This window comes from Streptomyces scopuliridis RB72, from assembly GCF_000718095.1.
GTDB classification, from domain to species: domain Bacteria; phylum Actinomycetota; class Actinomycetes; order Streptomycetales; family Streptomycetaceae; genus Streptomyces; species Streptomyces scopuliridis.
Genome location: NZ_JOEI01000002.1, coordinates 158,274 through 178,196 on the forward strand (window position 1 = coordinate 158,274; position 19,923 = coordinate 178,196).

The 19,923-nt window shown below is 72.3% G+C and carries 17 protein-coding genes and 2 pseudogenes; 13 read left to right on the forward strand and 6 right to left on the reverse strand.

What is annotated here, in order from left to right; genetic code table 11:
* Window positions 1–31 precede the first annotated feature (31 nt).
* Window positions 32–1,285, forward strand: a complete 1,254-nt coding sequence (locus tag IF11_RS0101965; RefSeq protein WP_030349606.1) for a glycosyltransferase — start codon at window positions 32–34, stop codon at window positions 1,283–1,285.
* A 67-nt stretch (window positions 1,286–1,352) separates the two neighbouring features.
* On the opposite strand, the gene IF11_RS0101970 is transcribed toward IF11_RS0101965, so the two are convergent.
* Window positions 1,353–2,654, reverse strand: a complete 1,302-nt coding sequence (locus IF11_RS0101970; protein ID WP_206300745.1) for a TerD family protein — start codon at window positions 2,652–2,654, stop codon at window positions 1,353–1,355.
* A 238-nt stretch (window positions 2,655–2,892) separates the two neighbouring features.
* Between IF11_RS0101970 and IF11_RS0101975 the strand changes: the two genes are divergently transcribed.
* From IF11_RS0101975 to IF11_RS0101990, 4 genes are all read left to right on the forward strand, one after another.
* Window positions 2,893–3,375, forward strand: a complete 483-nt coding sequence (locus IF11_RS0101975; protein ID WP_030349608.1) for a DUF6643 family protein — start codon at window positions 2,893–2,895, stop codon at window positions 3,373–3,375.
* Window positions 3,376–3,510: 135 nt separating this feature from the next.
* Window positions 3,511–4,374 carry an MOSC domain-containing protein gene (locus tag IF11_RS0101980; RefSeq protein ID WP_030349609.1) on the forward strand — a complete coding sequence of 288 codons (864 nt, stop codon included), beginning with the start codon at window positions 3,511–3,513 and terminating at the stop codon, window positions 4,372–4,374.
* A gap of 189 nt (window positions 4,375–4,563) precedes the next feature.
* A complete protein-coding gene (locus IF11_RS0101985; protein ID WP_030349610.1) occupies window positions 4,564–5,175 on the forward strand; it encodes an Rv1733c family protein in 612 nt (203 codons plus the stop codon).
* 176 nt (window positions 5,176–5,351) lie between these two features.
* Window positions 5,352–7,769 carry a right-handed parallel beta-helix repeat-containing protein gene (locus IF11_RS0101990; RefSeq protein WP_030349611.1) on the forward strand — a complete coding sequence of 806 codons (2,418 nt, stop codon included), beginning with the start codon at window positions 5,352–5,354 and terminating at the stop codon, window positions 7,767–7,769.
* Here IF11_RS0101990 and IF11_RS0101995 read toward each other — a convergent pair.
* On the reverse strand, window positions 7,739–10,186 hold the full coding sequence (locus IF11_RS0101995) for a hypothetical protein (RefSeq protein ID WP_030349612.1): 2,448 nt from the start codon (window positions 10,184–10,186) through the stop codon (window positions 7,739–7,741). The genes IF11_RS0101990 and IF11_RS0101995 overlap by 31 nt on opposite strands.
* A 180-nt stretch (window positions 10,187–10,366) precedes the next feature.
* Here IF11_RS0101995 and IF11_RS0102000 point away from each other — a divergent pair, with 180 nt between their 5' ends.
* The 3 genes from IF11_RS0102000 (at window position 10,367) to IF11_RS36280 (ending at window position 14,045) form a co-directional block, all read left to right on the forward strand.
* Window positions 10,367–11,251 (forward strand): DeoR/GlpR family DNA-binding transcription regulator, encoded by an 885-nt coding sequence (locus tag IF11_RS0102000; RefSeq protein ID WP_030349613.1) that lies wholly within the window; start codon window positions 10,367–10,369, stop codon window positions 11,249–11,251.
* A gap of 90 nt (window positions 11,252–11,341) precedes the next feature.
* On the forward strand, window positions 11,342–11,776 hold the full coding sequence (locus IF11_RS0102005; protein WP_030349614.1) for an SRPBCC family protein: 435 nt from the start codon (window positions 11,342–11,344) through the stop codon (window positions 11,774–11,776).
* A 145-nt stretch (window positions 11,777–11,921) separates the two neighbouring features.
* Window positions 11,922–14,045 carry a hypothetical protein gene (locus IF11_RS36280; protein ID WP_037726861.1) on the forward strand — a complete coding sequence of 708 codons (2,124 nt, stop codon included), beginning with the start codon at window positions 11,922–11,924 and terminating at the stop codon, window positions 14,043–14,045.
* A 35-nt stretch (window positions 14,046–14,080) separates the two neighbouring features.
* On the opposite strand, the gene cds1 is transcribed toward IF11_RS36280, so the two are convergent.
* Window positions 14,081–15,238 carry an L-cysteine desulfhydrase Cds1 gene (gene cds1, locus IF11_RS0102020; RefSeq protein WP_030349615.1) on the reverse strand — a complete coding sequence of 386 codons (1,158 nt, stop codon included), beginning with the start codon at window positions 15,236–15,238 and terminating at the stop codon, window positions 14,081–14,083.
* A gap of 211 nt (window positions 15,239–15,449) precedes the next feature.
* Between cds1 and IF11_RS0102025 the strand changes: the two genes are divergently transcribed.
* Window positions 15,450–15,767, forward strand: coding sequence for a hypothetical protein (locus IF11_RS0102025; RefSeq protein WP_030349616.1), 318 nt, complete (start codon window positions 15,450–15,452; stop codon window positions 15,765–15,767).
* A gap of 256 nt (window positions 15,768–16,023) precedes the next feature.
* Window positions 16,024–16,548 carry an ATP-binding protein gene (locus IF11_RS0102030; RefSeq protein WP_030349617.1) on the forward strand — a complete coding sequence of 175 codons (525 nt, stop codon included), beginning with the start codon at window positions 16,024–16,026 and terminating at the stop codon, window positions 16,546–16,548.
* A gap of 62 nt (window positions 16,549–16,610) precedes the next feature.
* Here IF11_RS0102030 and IF11_RS41820 read toward each other — a convergent pair.
* The 3 genes and pseudogenes from IF11_RS41820 to IF11_RS0102045 form a co-directional block, all read right to left on the reverse strand.
* A pseudogene (locus tag IF11_RS41820) lies at window positions 16,611–17,019 on the reverse strand (ABC transporter substrate-binding protein); the annotation flags it as partial.
* Window positions 17,020–17,057: 38 nt separating this feature from the next.
* A pseudogene (locus IF11_RS39875) lies at window positions 17,058–17,158 on the reverse strand (ABC transporter ATP-binding protein); the annotation flags it as partial.
* A 64-nt stretch (window positions 17,159–17,222) separates the two neighbouring features.
* On the reverse strand, window positions 17,223–17,534 hold the full coding sequence (locus IF11_RS0102045; protein ID WP_030349619.1) for an SHOCT domain-containing protein: 312 nt from the start codon (window positions 17,532–17,534) through the stop codon (window positions 17,223–17,225).
* Between the two features lie 165 nt (window positions 17,535–17,699).
* Between IF11_RS0102045 and IF11_RS0102050 the strand changes: the two genes are divergently transcribed.
* From IF11_RS0102050 to IF11_RS0102060, 3 genes are read left to right on the forward strand one after another with little or no spacing between them, the layout of a single operon-like run.
* The gene (locus IF11_RS0102050; RefSeq protein WP_078490327.1) at window positions 17,700–18,311 is read left to right on the forward strand and encodes a TetR/AcrR family transcriptional regulator; all 612 of its coding nucleotides are present in this window, start codon (window positions 17,700–17,702) and stop codon (window positions 18,309–18,311) included.
* Window positions 18,312–18,358: 47 nt separating this feature from the next.
* Window positions 18,359–18,940: a DUF4865 family protein gene (locus tag IF11_RS0102055; protein ID WP_030349621.1), complete on the forward strand. Its 582-nt coding sequence runs from the start codon at window positions 18,359–18,361 to the stop codon at window positions 18,938–18,940.
* Window positions 18,937–19,908 (forward strand): phosphotriesterase family protein, encoded by a 972-nt coding sequence (locus tag IF11_RS0102060; RefSeq protein ID WP_078490328.1) that lies wholly within the window; start codon window positions 18,937–18,939, stop codon window positions 19,906–19,908. Before IF11_RS0102055 ends, IF11_RS0102060 begins: the two co-directional genes overlap by 4 nt.
* The last annotated feature ends 15 nt before the right edge of the window (window positions 19,909–19,923 follow it).

A 19,923-nucleotide genomic window follows, 5' to 3' on the forward strand; every position in this document is an offset into this window, starting at 1 on the left:
GGTCCGGTCGATGTGGTGCAGACTGCGGCGAATGAGCACCGTTGCCTGGATCGCCGTGGGTTCGCTGGCCGCTTGGGGCTGGCTGTTGCTGGGTCAGGGGTTCTTCTGGCGAACCGACCAACGGCTGCCCGCGCGTGAGGACGGTACGGCCGGTGAGGGTTCGCGGTACGACGACCGCGGCCGCGATCACAGGGGCCGCCCGGAGGACGCCGACCACGACGACCCGAAGCGGTGGCCGTCCGTCGCTCTCGTCGTACCCGCGCGGGATGAGGCGGCCGTACTGCCCGAGTCCCTGCCGTCCCTGCTGGCGCAGGTCTATCCGGGCCGGGCGGAGATATTCCTCATCGACGACGGCAGCGAGGACGGTACGGGCAGGCTGGCCCGCGAACTGTCCGCGCGGTACGGCGGTCTGCCGCTGACGGTGGCCACGCCCGGTGAACCGGAGCCCGGCTGGACCGGAAAGCTGTGGGCCCTGCGGCACGGCATCGCGCTGGCCCGCGCCCGCGATCCCGAGTATCTGCTGCTGACGGACGCCGATATCGCGCATGAGCCCGACAGTCTGCGGGAACTGGTCGTCGCGGCCAGAACGCACGAACTGGACCTGGTCTCGCAGATGGCGCGGCTCCGGGTCGCGAGCGCCTGGGAGAAGCTGGTCGTACCGGCGTTCGTGTACTTCTTCTCGCAGCTCTATCCGTTCCGCTGGATCAACAGCCCCGGCGCGCGCACCACAGCGGCGGCCGGCGGCTGCGTACTGCTACGCACGGAGGCCGCCGAGCGTGCGCGGGTGCCCGAGTCGATCCGTCAGGCGGTGATCGACGATGTGTCACTGGCGCGGGCGGTCAGACACAGCGGGGGACGCATCTGGCTGGGGCTGGCGGAGCGGGTGGACAGTGTGCGTCCCTATCCGCGGCTGGCCGATCTCTGGCGGATGGTCTCGCGCAGCGCCTACGCGCAGCTCCGGCACAACCCGCTGCTGCTCGTGCTCACGGTCGCGGGCCTCGCGGTGGTCTATCTGGCGCCGCCCGTCGCGTTCTGTGCCGGGGTGTTCGGCGAGGACACGGCCGCGGGGTGGCTGGGGTTCGCCGCCTGGGCGGTGATGACCGGGACGTACCTCCCGATGCTGCGTTACTACCGGCTGTCGCCGTGGCTGGCGCCGCTGCTGCCGTTCACCGCGCTGCTCTATCTGCTGATGACGGTCGACTCTGCGGTGCAGCACTACCGGGGCCGGGGCGCGGCCTGGAAGGGGCGTACGTACACCCGTCCCGAGACCGCGCCGGACCCCTGACCCGCCGCTGCTGTCGCCGTCGTCGCCGTCGCCGCCGCGGAGGATTCCAGCGGCCTTTGCCCGTACGTCACTTCCTGCCGGGCGTCCAGTTCATGCCCCAGCCATAGGCGTAATCGATGGTGCGCTGCGGGCTGACTCCGCGTTCCGGTACGAGAAAGCGCGCTTCGCGCTGGACGACGAGGTCGGAGCCGGTATTGGTGATCAGGGCCAGCGAGCAGACCGTCGAGGGCACCGTGCATTCCCCGAGCGCGAAGTCGATCGGGGCGCCGTGCTGCGGCTGGAGAGTGACCGTCGCGTCGAGATCCGCGAAACTGCGCGCGCCTTCGTAGATGGTCACGAAGATGACGATGCGCCGCAGCCGGTCCTTGTGGTCGAGGTTGATGGTGAGGTTCTCACCGCTGGAGACCGCTCCGGTCCTGTCGTCGCCGTCGAGATGGATGTACGGCGGCTGGTGGAGCGCGCCGAAGGCATTGCCGAGCGCCTGGACGACGCCTTTGCGTCCGTCGGACAGTTCGTAGAGAGCGCACAGGTCGAGATCGAGATCGCTGTGGTTGGCGACGGCCCGGCCGAGTTTGGCGCCCCAGCCCCTGAACTGTTTGCGCATCTGCCAGTTGAGGTTCACACGCATCGCGCCCGAGGTGCCGCCCTGCTTGGCCAGCGAGACGGACGGGGCGTCCTTCGTCAGCGTCACCTTGCTCAGCCGTACGGGTGTGGGAGCCGGGACCGGATCGGGCGGAGCCGGGGCGGCCGGCCTCGTGGGACGTACGGGCTCGGAACGTACGGGCGCCGGGCGTACGGGCGCCGGGGCCGCCGGGGCGGTGCGCGGCGCCGGTTCGTCGTCGACCGAGATCCCGAAGTCCGTTGCCAGGCCCGCCAGTCCGCTGCCGTACCCCTGTCCCACCGCCCGGAACTTCCAGTTCCCCTGGCGCCGGTACAGCTCACCGAGGAGGAACGCCGTCTCGACGGTCGCGTCCTGGCTCTCGTACCGCATGATCTCGGCGCCGGACGCCGCGTCCAGCACCCTCACCCGCAGGCCGGGCACCCGGCCGAAACTGCCGCCGTCCGCCGAGGCCGCCAGCACGATCCGCTCGACGGCGGGCTCGACCCGGCCGAGATCGACCGCGAGCGTGTCCGTGACACCGTCCGCGCCGGTCTTCTTGCCCTCGTGGCGTACCGCCCCCGACGCGTGGGCCGGCTGGTTGTAGAAGACGAAGTCCGCGTCCGAGCGGACCTTTCCCGACACGAGCAGGAGCGCCGACGCGTCGACGTCGGGCACCCCCGGTCCTGAACGCCATCCCAATTCGACCCGGACGGCCTGCGCCTGTACCGGAAGATTGGCTCCCTTAAGCATGGACATGCTCGCCCCCATCACGAGTCGGGGTGTCCGAAGATTACGTGCGGCCAACCTAATCGCTGGAACACCGGCCGGACCCCCTGAGACCCGCCGTAACCCCCCGCTAGCTTGCCCTTTACACGATCCGAACACCATCGGACGACCGTTTTTCCCATGTTCGCTCGCATTGGGGATCCGAAGTCACCCACAGCTCCCGAAACAACCCCCTAATCGGACTCCCCAACCGGCACATGGTGGGCTTAACTTATGTTCTATGACCTCCCCCCGCGCCACCTACGGCGGCGGTTACTACACCGCGCCGTCGTTCCCGGACACCCCTATCTACGACTCCCTGGTCGCGGAGCGGGGCACGCCTCAGATCGCCCCGATCCGAGTGCCTTCCGCCTACGACACGGGCAACAGCTATCTGCCGGCTCTGCCCGCCGCGCTGCCCGCCCTCCCCGCGGGCCCTTCCCCGTCGGCTTCCTCGTACTCCTCGTACGGGGGCGGCTACCAGCAGCAGCAGGCGCCGGGGCCCATGCCGCTCCAGCACGCGCCCGCGCCGTACATCCCGCAGCAGGCGCCGCCCCGGGGCTACCCGGGCCAGCAGCCCCAGCAGCAGGCGCAGCCGCAGCGCCCCATGCCCGGTACGGGCTACGAGGCGATGCGTCCGGCGGCTCCGCGTCCGGTGCCCGCCGCACAGCCCGCGCAGTACGACGATCCGTACAACCGGCCCTATCAGACGCGGGGGTACTGACAGCGCGGGGACGTTGACAGCTGAGTCGTGGTGACAGCACGGACACGTTGACGGCACGGGCGCATCGACGGCACGGAAGTACCGACGGGGGGTACTGATCCGCCGTGCGTCCCGGGCGGCTGGCAGGATGGCTTCATGCCGAAGCCAGTCCATCCTGTTCTGCACGCCCTGCGGGTTCACCCGGTCAAGTCGATGGCCGGCTGTACGCCGGACAGCGCGGTCGTGGAGCCCTGGGGACTTGCCGGGGACCGCCGTTGGACGCTGATCGACACGACGGGGAAGGCGGTCACACAGCGCCAGCAGCCGCGCCTGGCGCTCGCCCGCGCGGAGCCACTGCCGGACGGCGGGATCCGGCTGTCCGCGCCGGGAATCGATCCGCTGGTCATTGGCGTGCCACGGACGGACGACACCGTGGTGGCGGACATCTTCGGGACCAAGGTCGAGTCGGTGCTCGCCGGTCCTGACGCGCACGATGCGGACGGTACGCGATACGACGTGCACCGGACACTGAGCAGGTACCTCGGGGTGGAGGTCCGGCTCGTCCATCTCGACGATCCCGCCGTGCGCCGGCCGGTCGACCCGGCCTACGCGCGGCCCGGGGAAACGGTGAGTTTCGCGGACGGGTTTCCGCTGCTGGTGACCACGACCGCGTCGCTCGACGCCCTCAACTCCCTGATCGCGCAAGGGGATCATCCGGACGAGGGCCCGCTTCCCATGGAGCGGTTCCGGCCGAATCTCGTGGTGGCCGGGGCGAGTCCCTGGGAGGAGGACGACTGGCAGCGCATCGCCGTAGGTGAGGTCACCTTCCGGGTGGCCAAGCCGTGCGGCCGGTGTGTCATCACCACCACGGACCAGCGCACCGGCGAGCGCGGCAAGGAGCCGCTGCGCACCCTCGGCCACTACCGCCGGTTCGGCAGCCAGTTGATCTTCGGGCAGAATCTCGTCCCCGAGTCCACCGGCACGCTCCGGGTGGGCGATCCGGTGACCGTGCTCGAATGACGCCTTCCCGGGCGCCCGTTCACCTCGGCGTGACACCCGCGCGAAACCCGCGCGTCACAGGAACACCACCCGGCATCCGGTGTTTTGCGTGCAGGGGGCATCGAGGTGAGCTTGCTCTCTCTTGCGGTCCTTCGCGCGTAAACCCTGCTCCCCGCGGCTAAAACGGACACGGGAAGGAGGTGCGGGACTGTGCGCATCATCGTGGGACTCTGGCGCTGGCGGCACAATCCCCTGCGCCGGGGCACCGATCTCGTGGAGGCGTGGGTCGCGCTGACGGCGGTGCTGCTGTTCGCCCTCGCCACCCCCGCCGTCGGCTGGATCTGCGGCAACGCCCTTGACGCGTCGCTGCGGAACACCGCGCGCGTCCAGCACGAGCAGCGGCATCGCACGACCGCCGTGGTCGTCGCGCGCGCGGCGGACCACCGCCACATCGCATACGACGCCGAGTCGCTCTCGGATCACTCCTCGCGCACCCGCGTGACCGCCAAGTGGAGTGCGGCGGACGGCAGCGCGCGTACCGGCACGGTCTCCGCCCCGCTGCGGAAACCCCGCGCCGGCGACACGTTCAGCATGTGGACCGACCGGCGGACCAACAAGCAGGTACGGGGCCCGGTGAGCGCGACCAGCGCGCGCGTTCACGCGGTTCTGGCCGGATTCGGCGTGACGGTGCTGGCCGTCGGACTCGTCGAGTGCGCCAGGCGGTTGATCATATGGCGGCTCGTACAGCGGCGCTACCAGCGGCTCGACCGCGCCTGGGCCGCGGCCGGTCCCGACTGGGGACGTACCGGCGCGGGCAGCTGAAACGATGCCTCCCGCCAGCTGAGACCACGCCCTGTACTAGCCGTTCGCGTCAACTCCGCGCCGCCACGCGCGCTACGGTGGTGCCGCCCGGTCCGCCTTCGCGGCCGGGGGTCCGGGGCCGGTACCCGGGACGGCAGAACACGCGCACACGCACGAGGTGGGGGCACAGCAGCGCCATGGCACAGGGCACGGTCCAGGTGACGCACACCGGAACATCGCGTTGGCGGCGCCGCACAGGCGAATACGCCTCCCTCGCCGCAGCCCTGGAGGCCGCCGGTGACGGCGACGTCCTCACGATCGCCCCGGGCACCTACCGGGAGAATCTGATCGTCACGCGAGCGGTCACGCTGCGCGGCCCGGAGGGCTCGCTCGGCTCCGTACGCATCGCGCCCGCCGACGGGGTGCCGCTGACCGTACGCGCCTCCGCCACCGTCCAGGACCTCCATGTGGAGGGACAGGACTCGGCGGCCCCCGCGCTGCTCGTCGAGGACGGCACGCCGGAGCTGTCGGATCTGCGGATCGTGACGCGTTCCGCGGCCGGCCTGGAGGTGCGCGGCGCGGCCCGCCCGACCGTCCGCCGCTGCACCGTCGACAATCCGGCCGGCGTCGGCATCGGCGTACTCGACGGAGCGGGCGGGGTGTTCGAGGACTGCGAGATCGTCGCCGCGGGACAGTCCGGCATCTCCGTGCGCGGCGGCGCGCATCCGCGGCTGGAGCGCTGCCGGATCCACCACGCCTCGGGATCGGGCCTGTCCGTCACCGGTGAGGGCAGCGGTCTGGAGGCGGTCGGCTGCGAGGTGTACGAGATCAAGGGCACCGGCGTGCAGATCGCGTCCCGCGCCGCGGCCCATCTCACCGACTCCTCCGTGCACCGCACGTCGGCGGACGGGATAACCCTGGACACCGACGCCGTACTGACCCTCTCCGACTGCGACATCCACGACATCCCGGAGAACGCCGTCGATCTGCGCTCCCGCTCGGTGCTGACGCTGACCCGCTCGACGGTCCGCCGCTTCGGCCGCAACGGGCTCTCCGTCTGGGATCCGGGCACGCGCGTCGACGCCAACCAGTGCGAGATCCACGACAGTACGGGCGACTACCCGGCCGTCTGGGTCAGCGACGGCGCGACCGTCGTGCTCGACTCCTGCCGGGTGCATGACGTGCCCGACGCGCTCTTCGTCCTCGACCGCGGCTCGCGCGCCGATGTGGTGGACACCGATATCTCGCAGGTACGCAACACGGCGGTGTCCGTGAGCGACGGCGCCACCGCGCAGCTCGACGACTGCCGGATCCGGGAGGCGTCCACCGGCGCCTGGTTCCGTGACCACGGCAGCGGCGGCACGCTCAACTCCTGCACGATCGACGGCGTCCAGACCGGGGTCATCGTCACCAAGGGCGCCGATCCCACCATCGAGCGGTGCACGGTCACCTCGCCCGCCGAGGCCGGCTTCTATGTCTCGGCCGAGGGCCGGGGCACGTTCCACAGCTGCCGGGTGACGGGCAGCGGCGGCTACGGCTTCCATGTGATGGACGGCTGCCGTACGACGCTCACCCGGTGCCGTACGGAACGGTGCGCGCGCGGCGGGTACGACTTCGCGGAGGACGGGCCGACCGTCGAGGACTGCACCAGCGACGAGAGCGGCGTGCTGACCCCGCCGACGCCGTCCCTGGAGCCGTCGGCCGTGCTGACCGCGACCCAGTCCACCGGTCTCCTCGGCGCGGTCCCGGCGCAGAGCGCCACCGCGCGGCCCTCGGACGCCATCCCCGAGGCGACGAAGCCCGCCCGCGCCTCCGAGGCCGTCCTCGGCGAACTCGACTCGCTCGTCGGCCTCGACAGCGTCAAGCGCGAGGTCCGGGCGCTCACCGACATGATCGAGGTCGGCCGCCGCCGCAAGGAAGCCGGCCTCAAGGCGGCGTCCGTCCGCCGCCACCTCGTCTTCACCGGCTCCCCCGGCACCGGCAAGACGACCGTGGCCCGGCTGTACGGCGAGATCCTGCACTCCCTCGGGGTGCTGGAGCGCGGCCATCTCGTCGAGGTCTCCCGGGTCGATCTGGTCGGTGAGCACATCGGCTCGACCGCGATCCGTACGCAGGAGGCGTTCGACCGGGCGCGGGGCGGTGTGCTGTTCATCGACGAGGCCTATGCCCTCTCCCCCGAGGACTCGGGCCGGGACTTCGGCAAGGAAGCCATCGACACGCTGGTGAAGCTGATGGAGGACCACCGGGAGGCGGTGGTCGTGATCGTCGCCGGGTACACCGCCGAGATGGAGCGGTTCCTGACGGTCAACCCCGGTGTCGCGTCCCGGTTCTCACGGACCATCACCTTCAGCGACTACGTGCCCGAGGAACTGCTGCGGATCGTGGAGCAGCAGTCCGAGGAGCAGGAGTACCGGCTGGGCGAGGGTACGGCCGAGGCGCTGCTGAAGTACTTCACGGTGCTGCCCAAGGGGCCCGCCTTCGGCAACGGCCGTACCGCGCGCCAGACGTTCGAGTCGATGGTGGAGCGGCACGCGGGCCGGGTCGCCCAGCTGCCGGAGACCAGCACGGACGACCTGACCCTGCTCTACGCGGACGATCTGCCCGAACTGCCCTGAGCCCGCTGCCCCTGAGCCTCCTTCTCGGTCCGCTGCGCGGGCACCGCCGCCGGCGGCAGCCGGTCGAGCAGCGCGGCACGTTCCTCCGCGAATACCGGGTCCGCCTGGTAGTCGGAGTGGCCGAGGATCGGCTCGGGCAGCGGGTGGAGCACCGTACGGCTGTAGGCGAGCGGGTCCTTCAGCGGCCCGCGGTCCACCTCGGGGCGGTCGCCGTCCTCGGGGACCCGGACCGGGCCGCCGATCGGGTCGGTGGACCGCCACAGATTGCGCCAGCAGTGCACCTCCTTGCTCAGCTGCCCCAGTTGCTCGGCGCCGAAGTACGCGGGGAACCAGCGGCCGTAGAGCCGCTCCAGCGGTGAGCCGTACGTCAGCAGCGCCACCCGGTGGCGGGTGGCGGTCCGCAGCTGCCAGACGGCCGCGGCGGCCAGCACACTGCCCTGGGAGTGGCCGGAGAGGACGAGCCGGCCGCCGGTGCGACCGGTCCAGGAGACGATCCGCCAGGTGAGGTCGGGGACCGCGCGTTCGGCGTAGCAGGGTGGCGCGAAGGGGTGGGCCGCGCGCGGCCAGAACGTACCCACGTCCCAGAGGATGCCGATGGTGCGCCGGGCGGAGGCGTCCCGGTAGGCGCGGCGGCCCCAGGTGACGAAGAGCAGGAAGCCCAGGCCGACCAGCCAGGAGCCGATCGACTGCGCGGTGTCGGCCACGGACTCGACGAAGGAGTCGGTGCCTTCCGCGGCCACCCCCGGCACCTGCCCGCTCAGCCAGGACCCGGCGACCGCGCCCGCGCCGAGCAGCAGGGAGGCCCCGGAGACCACTCCGACGAGCCGGGGAGCGTAGTCGGTGAGCGCGGCCCTGGCCCGCGCGCCCGCCACCTGGCGGGTACGGAGGGGGTCCGGCGTCTCCTTCCCGTACTCCCGCTCCACCAGCGGCGCCAGCCGGCGGGCGGCCCGTAGCGTACGGAAGCCGAGGACGGCGACCGGGATCAGCAGCAGTACGAGCAGTACGGGGATGACCGAGGCCTGCCAGCTCAGCAGCACAGGCGGGCCCACGATCGCGCCCTCGCCCGCGCCGGGGGTGGCGTCCCCGTCGAGCCAGTCGGCGACGCGCTGGGCGACGCCGCCGGTCATCACCCCGCCCAGGGCGCAGGCCAGCATCGCGACGGCGGGTCCGCCGAGGCCGCGCATCGCGATCCGTGGATGCGGCGCGCGGCGGTGCAGGACATGAGCCGTGACGACGAGCACGACGATCAACGCGATCTGGGCCAGGGCCAGCACCAGGAAGGACAGGTTGCCGGGGAGCCCGCCGGTGGAGATCCAGCCGGGCCTGGACCAGGCGGCGTACACGACGGCCACGGCGAGCGCGCCGAGCGCGGTGGCGGGCAGGGTGCTGATCAGCAACTGGTCGAGGGAGCCGTCGCGCTTGCGCTCGCTGCGGCCCCGGCTGCACACCACCCAGAGCACAACGGCCGCGCACCCGGCCAGCGTTGCCTGGAGCAGCAGTCCGAGCAGGCCGAGCGGACCGCCGTCGGTGCTCCGGTCGTGGTCGGTGGCCGCGGCCGTGAGCGCGGCGGCGATGGTGAGGAAGCCGGCGGCGGTGTGGGCGGCGCGGAGCCTGGCGACCAGTCGGCGTCCGTACCAGAAGCCGGGGCGGCCGAGGGCGGGCCGTACCGTCACCGGATCGTCGCTCGCGGCCCGGCCCTCGTCCGCGGCCCCCTCGGTGCCGGGCGCCCCGTGCGTGGCTTCGGGCTTGTCGGCGCGAGACGTGCCGGCGGCGGGCTCGTCGGTGGGCGGGCGCTGGGCCTCGTACGCGCTCCAGGTGCGGTTGGAGAGGTACCACAACAGCACCACCAGCGCCGTGGGCACCACGGCGGCGAGGGCCAGCCGGCGCCCCGGCTGCGACCACCAGCCGTGCCGCTCCGGCGACAGGAAGCCGAGCCAGGAGCGGTCCGCGACACACCGCGCCGATCCGGCACACTGCCATGCCGTCAGATCGAGCGCGACCTCGCAGGCCGCGGCCGTCAGCAGCACGGTGAGGGTCAGGGCGACCAGCCGTACGAGCACGCCGTACAGCCGCTGCGACCTGCCCAGGCCCTTCGTGGCAGGCCGCATCCAGTGCGCGAGATTGACGACCATGAACGGGAGCAGCAGGAGCCACAGGGCGCGCGAGCCGTTGCCCGAGGTGAGATTGGACCAGCAGTACGCCTCGGGGACCGGCCTGCCCTGGTAGCGCTCGGGGTGGGCCTCGGCGTCCACGTCGTCCGCGCGCCGGTACACGGCGGCCGTCTCGTCGCCGGTGATCCTGACCGTACGCGGATCGTCGAGCACCTTCTGCGGGGTGGCCCCGCCGACGCCGTGAACCAGAAGTTCGAGCGCGGCTCCGTCACTGCGCGGATCCGGATCCAGTGTTTCTGGGGACACTTCGGTGGCTCGCTCTCGGAAAGGACTCGGAATGACTCGCTACGCCGGCGGGCCGCCCCGGCCCTCACTGAACCTCCCCTCCCCCCGCGTCCGCCAACCACCGGAGCGGGCGCCGGAACCGCGTGGGAGGATGGGGCCCCTGACGACCGACCACGACGACGCGGAAGGACCGGCCCTGCGGTGAGCGACAACCAGAATCTTCTCGCGGAGCAGCGCCGTGCCCTGATCCTGGACGAGGTGCGCAGGCGCGGCGGGGTCCGGGTCAATGAGCTGACGCGCCGGCTCAGCGTCTCCGACATGACCGTGCGGCGGGATCTGGACGCGCTGTCGCGCCAGGGTGTCATCGAGAAGGTGCACGGCGGCGCGGTGCCGGTGGTCGAGGCCAGCACGCACGAACCGGGCTTCGAGGCGAAGTCGGCGCTGGAACTGACCGCCAAGGAGGACATCGCGCGGGCGGCGGCGGCCATGGCGGTGCCCGGCAGCTCCATCGCGCTGTCCGGCGGTACGACCACGTACGCCCTGGCCCACCATCTGCTGGACGTACCGGATCTGACGGTGGTGACCAACTCGACGCGGGTCGCGGATGTGTTCCACACGGGCCAGCGGGCCCCCGGGGGCGCGGGCGGCGCACGGCCCGGGGCGGCCATGGTGGTGCTCACCGGAGGGGTCCGTACGCCGTCGGACTCGCTGGTCGGCCCGGTGGCGGACCAGGCGATCCGCTCGCTCCACTTCGATGTGCTCTTCCTCGGGGTACACGGCATCTCGGCCGAGGCCGGTCTGTCCACCCCGAACCTCGGGGAGGCGGAGACCAACCGGCACTTCGTACGGTCCGCGCGCCGGGTGGTGGTCGTCGCCGACCACACCAAGTGGGGGACGGTGGGGCTGAGTTCCTTCGCGACACTGGATCAGGTCGACACGCTCGTGACGGACTCGGGGCTGTCGGCCGCGGCCCGTGAGGAGATCACCGAGTATCTGCCGGGGCTGGTGGTGGCGGGCGAGTCGGAGACGCCGGGAGAGCCGCTGGAGAGCGAGTCCACGGACCTGTCCGTACAGCGGGACGACTGAGCGCGCCGGCCCCCGGCTCGGGCGGCTCGTTCTACGATCCGTGCGGTGATCCGTGCGGTCCGTGCGGTCCGTGCGGCCTACGATCGCCGGGTGAGCGCCTTCCGTATCGACCGCACCTCACCGCTGTCCGCCGACGAGGTGTGGCGCCGGCTCACCGACTGGCCGGCCCACGCGGACCAGGTGCCGCTGACGAGGGTCTCCGTCCTGACCCCGGGGCCCACCCGCACCGGCACCGTCTTCGTCGCCCGCACCGGACTCGGCCGCGCCGGGTTCGACGACCCGATGGAGGTCGTCCGCTGGCAGCCGCCCGCACCGGGCGTCCCCGGCCACTGCCGATTGGAGAAGCGCGGCCGGGCCATCACGGGCTGGGCCGAGATCCACGTACGGGAAGCGGCCGGTGCGACCCTGGTGCGCTGGGAGGAGGAGCTGCGGATCGGTCTGCTGCCCGGGCCCCTCGACCCGCTGACCGCGCGGGCGGGACGGGCGGTGTTCGGCCGCGCCGTCGACCGGCTGCTGCGTGGCTAGTCCCGCGAGCCGAGGGTGCGTCAACTGCCTCTCCGGTGGCCGGAGATGATCACCTCTACGGTGACCTTCGCATCTTTCGCTCGTTTGGCCTGTCGAGCAGCGCCGAGCGACGACGCGTCAGCACATGCGGAAGGGCACCGTCCCCATGCCGAGCCACCGACAGCCGACCGACAACGCCACAACGGGCCCGCGTCCCGGCGTCGATGACGCCGAGGCCGCCCTCGTCGAGCACTACCCGCGGCTGGTCAGGCTGGCCTATCTCACGCTCCCTCCCACGCTGGGCCGCCACCGACGCGTCCTCACCGCGCACGCCACCGTCCAGCATGTGCTGCCCGGCGCGCGCAAGGGCGACCAGAAGGCGCGGGTGCCCGGACAGCGCACGCCGAGCGGCTCCGCCTTTGCCTGGCTACGGGGTCAGGTGCTGCGGGCCGCGCTCACCCATGAGCAGCCGACCCCCTGGTGGCGGGTGCGGGCCGTCCGGCCGCGGACCGGTCTGCCGCTCGTCGTGGGGCTGCGGCTCTTTCCCCGGGCCGACGGCACCGACGAACTCGCCCTGGACCAGGCCCTGTCCACGGTCAACGCGCCCGCGCGCGCCGCGCTCGCCCTGCGCGTGCTGGAGGGCCTGTCCGAGCAGGCGGTCCGCGCTCTGCTGGAGGACGCGGGGGTGGCGGACCCGGCCGCCGCCGTGCGTACGGCGGAACGGCTCGCCGCGCATCGGGACGGCCGGGCCGGAAAGCTGCTCGCTACCGCGGAGTTCGACCCCTGTACGGTGCAGACCCGCCCGACCGATCTGCTGCGGCGCAGGCAGCGGTCCAGGATCGCCGGGGCGACCGTCGCGATCGCGCTGGCCGCGACGGTGCTCGCGGTGTCCCTGCCCGGGGACGGCTCCCCGGAGCGATCCGTCGCGGGAGTCCGCGCGGAGGGCTCCCTCTACGGTCCGGCCGGTACGGCGGCGCTCGCCCGCGCTCTCGACCCGGCCCTGCTGGAACGCGCGCCGGAGGACGCGTGGGCCGACACCTCCCGGATCGACTTCTCCGTCTGGCCGGCCAGGGGCGGCCGTACGGACGACACCGCGCTGCTGAAGCGCGCTCTGCGCGTCTGGGGCGGCCCGGGGCCCGCCGTCAGGGTCTCCGCCACCCCGGGCACCGGGACGGCGCCGCCCACGCAGCCGCCGCGTCTGCTGTACGCGGGCGACCTGGACGGGGCGGCGGTGGTCCTGCTCCACGACGGCCAGCGGATCGTCCGGTACGCGGAACCGGAGTCGGGGCCGCTGCCTGATTCGGTAAAACGGGAGGGGCCGGCGCCGGAGACGGTGAAACGGGAGGGGCCGGCGCCGGAGACGGTGAAACGGGAGGGGCCGGCGCCGGAGACGGTGAAACGAGAGGGGCCGGCGCCCGGCGGGGGCACGCCGTCCCTGGACTTCGCCCGTGCCGACCAGGCGGATCTGACAACGGCCGCCGCGCTGGCGGTCAGCCGTACCCCGGACGGGGCCCGCTATCTGCTCGCCCCGTGGATCGCCGGGTCGGCCACCCGGGACCTGCTGGCGCCCGACGCCCCCGCCCGCGGCCTCGATGTCTCCGCCGAGGGCGTGACCGACGCCGTACCGGCTCCGGCGTCCGGCGGTGACTGCGTGGCCTGGCCGGTGATGGCGCTGCGCTCCTCGGAGCGGATCGTGGAGCGGCACTCGTTCCTCGTCACGGACCTCGGCGACCCCGCCCCGGCACATCTCACCTACACCCCGCCGCCCGGCGACGGCGCGCCCGCGCGCGGCCCCCGGGAGGCGACCGCTGAACCGGCGCTGCTCAGCTGGGCGCGTACCGCCTGCGCGCTGCGGACGCTGCGCGGCTCCGGCGTACGGGCCGTCAACAACTGGGTGTTCGCCGAGCAGCCGCTCCCGGAATCGGGCGGGCGGGCCGCCTGGGTCTGCACCCGGGCCGACACCTGGCGCGGCCCCGGCCGGATCCTGGTGCAGTTCCAGCGGCCCGCGTCCGTGCCGACCGCGCCGGGCACGGTGGTGGCCGAGGCCGGGAACACCGCGTCCTGCGGCAGGTTCGGGCAGCACATCCTGGCGGGGACGCGCTGGAAGTCGCCCTCCGGGAAGTGGTTCCTGCTCGCGGCGGGCAGCCGCGACGTCACACGGATCGAGGCCGTCGGCAGCGTACGGGCGAACGCGTCGGCGACGACGCTGGCGGTACGGGCGCCCCGGGAGGGTTCCGTACGGCTGTCGGCGCGGCTCACCGGCGGCGGCGGCCTCCGGGCGGTGGGCTGAGAGCCACGGCGGCCGGGTCCGTGTCCCGGGACCTGTCAGTCCGGCCAGACGCCGTTCTCCAGGAAGCGGTCGAGCGTCTCCGTGTACGGCGCGATGTCCAGGCCCTGTCCGGCCAGCCAGGTGTCCGAGTAGTACTTGTCGAGATAGCGGTCGCCCGGATCGCAGAGCAGGGTGACCACACTGCCCTTGCGCCCCTCCGCGACCATCTCCGCGACGATCTTCAGCGCGCTCCACAGCCCGGTGCCGGTGGAGCCGCCCGCCTTGCGTCCGATGGCCCGCTCCAGGGCGCGCACGGCGGCGACGCTCGCCGCGTCGGGCACCTTCATCATCCGGTCGATGGCGCCGGGCACGAAGCTCGGTTCCATCCGTGGCCGGCCGATGCCCTCGATCCGGGAGCCGCGCTCGCTGCACGCCTGGGCGTCGTGCCGGGTCCAGCCGTCGAAGAAGCAGGAGTTCTCCGGGTCGGGGACGCAGATGCGGGTGTCGTACTGCATGTAGTGGACGTAGCGCCCGATGGTCGCGGAGGTGCCGCCGGTGCCGGCCGTGGCGACGATCCACGCGGGCACGGGATAGCGCTCCAGCCGCAGCTGCTGGTAGATCGATTCGGCGATGTTGTTGTTGCCACGCCAGTCGGTGGCGCGCTCGGCGTAGGTGAACTGGTCCATGTAGTGGCCGCCGGTCCTGGCCGCCAACTCGGCCGACTCCTCGTACAGTTTCCGGGAGTCGTCGACGAAGTGGCAGCGCCCTCCGTGGAATTCGATGAGCCGGCACTTCTCGGCGCTGGTGGTACGCGGCATCACGGCGATGAACGGCACCCCGATCAGCTTCGCGAAGTACGCCTCGGACACGGCCGTCGAGCCGCTGGAGGCCTCGATCACCGGTGCGCCGGGTCTGATCCATCCATTGCACAGCCCGTAGAGAAAGAGCGAGCGGGCGAGCCGGTGCTTGAGACTGCCGGTCGGATGGGTCGACTCGTCCTTCAGATAGAGATCGATTCCCCACCGCTCGGGCAGCGGGAAGAGCAACAGGTGCGTATCGGCGGAGCGGTTGGCGTCGGCCTGGACCTTCCGTACGGCTTCTTTGAGCCATGCCCGGTAGGCGGGATCGCTGCGGTCCACGTCGGCGGTCGCCGTCGCCCGGCCGTCCGTGGGCGTCGTCGTCCCGTCCGTGCCGGATCCGTCTCGTCCAGTCATACGCGCCGTTCCTCGTCCGTCGAACCGGCCCCCGTCCCTCAAAGGTACCGCCATCACCTGCGCAAACATTGACTTTGGGTAGCCATAGCGATCACTTCTGGCCCCTGCCGGAAACGCGCTCTGGTGCCTGCCCGCATACTTGTGCACACTGCCTTGAGGGGACTTGAGGGGACTGGGCACAGGGAATGGGCACGGAGGGGGCTGAAGAGCCATGGCTGAGCCGGAGTTCAGCGCGCGCGGGGTACGGATCGAGCGATGGCCCCGCTCACTCACCAGGGCCGGCCAGGTCCTGATCCAGGACGGCAGGCTGGCCCTGCTGACCAGCTACGGCCGCGTGATCGACAGCGCGCCCCTGCGGGCCGTGCGTACGGCCAAGCCGTGGTTCGCGGGCAGCGGCAGCGCGGTCGCCACCGTGAACGGGATCCGCTACCGGCTGACCATGGGCCAGCCCGGCCGCAGGCCAGACGCGACAGCGCTCGCCGGGCGCTTCATGGACACCGTCAGCAGGGCGAGCCACACCAAAACCTGAGCTCTCGCGGAAGCTGTCCCGATCCACCCGAATTCTGTCCGGAATTCGTCCGATATATACCCGAAACCTGCCGCGAACGACGGTCCGGTCTGCCCGAGTTGCGAAGCCGAGCCCCTGGGTTCACTCTGATCTCACATCACTCAGGGTTAACCGGCGGTGACACTGCGATTCGGCCCCGCCGGGCGGGATCAGCAGCGCACCAGTTGCCGGATCCGATCTTCGTCTTCTTCGGACCTCATTTCGGGGAGTCGTGGCCGTGATCAGCCAGCCCAGCAGGCACTGCACGGTGGAGCTCCAGGCCCTGCCGTCGCGGATCGGACAGGTCCGCAGAATAATCTCGGCGCAATTGCGCTATTGGCATCTCGATCCTTTGATCGACTATGCGGCGCTCGGTGTCACCGAGCTGCTCACCAACGTCCACCGGCACGCACAGCCGGACAAACGGTGCACGGTCGATATCGAGCTGCTGCTCGAACGGCTCACGGTCTCGGTCAGCGACCACGATCCGCGGCTCCCCACGGTCCGCGAAGCGAGTCTGTTCGATACCGGCGGCCGCGGTCTCGCCCTGATCGCGGCGGTCAGCGAGAGCTGGGGCATTCGTGCCCGGGGCGACACGGGAAAGAGCATCTGGTTCACCCTCCCCGCGCCGCCCGCCGCGCTCGCCCTGCCCCTGCGCCCGGTGTACGGCGCGACGACGGACGGTCCCTTTCCCGGGGCCGAGTTCGGCGCCATGACCAGGGAGTACGGGCCCCCCTGGGCCAGGTCGGCCGTGATCAGCTGACCCCGGAGGGGCGCCTCACTCCGTGGCGATGGCGCGCAGGATGTCCAGCCGCGCCGACCCGCGGGCAGTTTCGCCAGGGCGGGGGCGAGCCAGGGGCTCACGCCGCCGCCTCCGCCGCCGAAGGCCGGTGCGCTCACCGCGAGGCCCCCGCGAAGGAACGGTTCACCGTCCGGTCCATGGTCGGTTTCACGCCGATCATCGGCGCGGTGGCGGTCGCCGCGTCCGCTGGGGGTTACGCAACGCGTCACCCCTGGCCGGCCCGCCCGGGACACCGCGCAGCCGCTCCAGGGGCCCGCCCAGGATCCGTACGGCGAGCGAGGAGGCGACCGGGCCGAGCACCACGAACGTGAGCACGCCCAGGATGGCGCCGAGACCCGCGAGCGCCGGCACCGTTCCGGCGCGGGCGCGGGTCCCCGGACCACCCGAACGGTCTACGGCTCGTCGGCGAAGACGACCTCCGGGCCGCCGGCGAAGACGCGGGCCACGGCGACGCGCTCGCGGCGCAGCAGGCCCGAAGGCCCCATGATCGCGGTGAAGCGGCCGGCGGTGAGTCGACGCTCACCCCGTCCAGGGCCCGTACTTGCCTACCGCCCCGCCCGTAGACCTTCACGGCGTCCGCGACGCGCGCGGCGCTACGGGGCGACGCCGCGGCGGGACCGGTCGGCGCGGGGCCGTCATGCGGGGCCGCCCTTGCCCGTACGGCCGAACTGCTCGTCCAGTACGGACAGTCGGCGCCAGTACTCGTCCTCGTCGATCTCGCCCGTGGCGAACCGGCGGCCGAGCAGCGCGATGGGCGACTGGTCGTCGTGCGGGGCGCGCGCCCCCTGCCAGGGACCGCGGAAACCGCCACCGCCACCGGCGCCGCCACGCCCGCGCCGGACGGTGCGGCGCAGGACGGTCACCACGCCGAGGACGGCCGCCGCCCAGAACAGCGGGAACAGCAGGATCCACGGGCCGGGTCCGCCGTGGAAGGCCAAGGTGTTCATCTCGGTTCAGCTCCTCCGGAAAGGGGTTCGGGGTGTCCCTTCCGAGACTCGCTCCGGGAGGGGGTCCGGGTCGTCGTACGGCCAGCGGCAGTGCGCGTACGCCCCCGGGAGCAGAAACGGGTCCCGCGGCTGCTTCCCGCTCTCGCGATCGCTGTACCTACTGGTATGTACAGTGGAGTCATGAGCACCACCGAGCGCCTGATCGAGGCCACCCGCGAGCTGCTGTGGGACCGGGGATATGTCGGCACCAGCCCCAAGGCGATACAGCGGCGGGCGGGCGCGGGCCAGGGCAGCATGTACCACCACTTCAGCGGCAAGCCCGCGCTGGCGCGGGCCGCGATCGCCCGTACCACCGAGGAGTTGCGGGCAACGGCGGAGGCCACTCTCGGGGGTTCCGGGTCCGGATCCGGGTCCGCGTACGACCGGATCGCCGCGTATCTGCTGCGCGAGCGCGAGGTGTTGCGCGGCTGTCCGGTCGGACGGCTGACCATGGACCCGGACATCATGGCCGACGAGACCCTGCGCGCCCCGGTGGACGAGACGCTCGACTGGCTGCGCGGCCGGCTCGCTGAAATCGTCCAAGAGGGCCTGGAACGCGGCGAGTTCACGGCCGGGCTCGACCCGGCGGAGATCGCGTCGACGGTCGTCGCGACCGTACAGGGCGGGTATGTCCTGGCCCGCGCCTCCGGCTCACCCGCCGCCTTCGACGCGGGGGTGCGCGGACTGCTGGCCCTGCTCGCGCCCGGCCGGGATGTACCCAACTCACCCCGCCCGTAAGACGATTGGCGTCATCCCGTACATACCGTCAGGACCGGGAGCACCCGATGCATGTCATGCAGTACGAGATCACTCTTCCCGCCGATTACGACATGGGGATCATCCGCAAGCGCGTGGCGGAGAAGGGGCCGCTCCTCGACGACTTTCCCGGGCTCGGGCTGAAGGCGTATCTGATCCGGGAGCGCGGTGACGACTCGCCCGTCAACCAGTACGCGCCGTTCTATGTCTGGACCACGCACGCGGGCATGAACTCCTTCCTCCTCGGGCCGGGGTTCGCGGGCATCGTCCGTGACTTCGGCCGGCCCGAGGTCCAGCACGGGTCCGGGCTCGTGCACCTGGAAGGCCCGGCCCACGCGAGCGTGCCGCGCACGGCGGTACGCCGCCGGCAGCCCGTCCCGGAGGGAACGGCGCTGTCCGCCCTGGCCGAGGAGGCGGTACGGGAGACCGAACGGCTCGCCGGGCTCGACGGGGTGGTGTGCGCGACGCTGGCCCTCGATCCGCGCCACTGGGAGCTGTCGCAGTTCACGCTCTGGGCGCATGACACCCCGCGGGCGGTCGGCGACCACTATCAGGTGCTGCGTCTGTCGCAGCCGCACCGCGCGGAGTTGAGCGGCGGAGACCTGCGGTGAGTCCGGCCCGGACGCCACCCGAGGCCCGGACCGCCGGGGGCCGGGCCGCCGGGGGCCGGGCCGCCGAGGCCCAGGCCGCCCGTACCGTCCGTACGGTCCTCGGCGAGGTCGACCCGGCGGAGCTCGGGATCTGCGACGCGCACGACCATCTCTTCCTGCGCAGCCCCGTGTTGCCGGGCCAGGAGCTGGCAGATCCGGACGCGGCGGCCGGCCGGCTGCGTGAGTTCCGGGCGCTCGGCGGCCGGGCCGTGGTGCAGTGGACGCCGTACGGAATGGGCCGCAGACCGGCGGAGCTGGCCGCGCTGTCCCGGGCGGAGCGCGTGCATGTGGTCGCCGCCACCGGGCTGCATCAGGCCGCGCACTACGACCGGGCGACACTGCGGTCGGCGGGCGAGGATCCGGCCGAACTCTTCATCACCGAACTGACGGAGGGGATCGCGGGGACGGGCGTACGGGCCGGGCTGATCAAGGTGGCCGGGGCGTTCCACGGGATCGATGCGCACGCGCGCCGCACGATGGGAGCCGCGGCGCGGGCCCATCACCGTACGGGCGCGCCGATCGCGGTCCATCTGGAACTGGGGACCGGCGCGCTGGACGTACTCGACCTGCTGTGCGGGGAGTTGGAGGTACCGCCCGAGCGGGTGATCCTGGGCCATCTGGGCAGATCACCGGATCAGGTCATCCAGCGCATGGCGGCGGAGTCCGGCGCTTATCTGGCTTTTGACGGTCCGTCACGCGCCCATCACGCCACGGACTGGCGGCTGCCCGAGCAGTTGGCCGTGCTCGCGGTCGCCGGATTCGGCGACCGGCTGCTGCTGGGCGGGGACACGACGGTGCCGGAGACCCCGGGGATGGCGTACCTGCTGCGCCGGCTGCGCCCGAGGCTCGAAGTCACCCTGGGCGAAAGGATGGTGGAGCGATTCCTCGTCGCGAACCCGGCTCGCGCGCTGAGCTTCCGCGCGCCGTGATCCCGATGGTGCGCC